Source organism: Mesorhizobium sp. M1334, assembly GCF_040317995.1.
Lineage (GTDB): Bacteria > Pseudomonadota > Alphaproteobacteria > Rhizobiales > Rhizobiaceae > Mesorhizobium.
Genome location: NZ_JAMYLM010000083.1, coordinates 1 through 618 on the forward strand (window position 1 = coordinate 1; position 618 = coordinate 618).

Below are 618 nucleotides of genomic sequence, written 5' to 3' on the forward strand. Positions count from 1 at the left end.
TCGACTACACCTACAAATGGGGAACGCAGAACGGCGACACCGCGCTTGAAAGCTCCTCCGAATTGCAAGCCGTTTTCCGGGAGCACAACCTCGCTACCACCGGAACCACCCCGCCTCCCGTCGACACAAGCGACACCTTATATGGCACCAGTGGCGACGATGTATTCCACGGAGCCGGCGGCCACACGATGATCGGCTATGGCGGCAATGATACCTATTATGTCGACGATGTCCGCGATAAGGAGATTGAGGCTGCGGGCGGCGGTACCGATAAAGCATTCGCCTCCGTAAGTCATGCGCTTGCGGCCGGATCGGAGATCGAACTTCTCGCCACCAACAGCCCGTCCGGCACCACGGCGATCAACCTGACCGGCAATGCGTTCGCCCAGACTATCCAGGGCAATGCCGGCGCCAATGTCATCAACGGCGGGGGTGGGGCCGATACCATGACCGGCTATGGCGGCAACGACACGTACTATGTAGACAATGCCGGCGACAGGGTGTTCGAGGCGGTGGGCGGTGGTATCGACAAGGTGCTCGCCTCAGCAAGCTTTGCGCTTGTGCACTCGGCAGCCTCGCAGGTCGAACTTCTTGCTACCACGAATCCCTCCGGCACGG

Annotated in this window: 1 protein-coding gene; it reads left to right on the top strand. The window is 60.7% G+C overall.

Annotated features, from left to right (window positions below):
* On the top strand, positions 1-618 hold a 618-nt coding region (locus NKH17_RS33350; protein WP_502910660.1), incomplete at both ends, for a calcium-binding protein.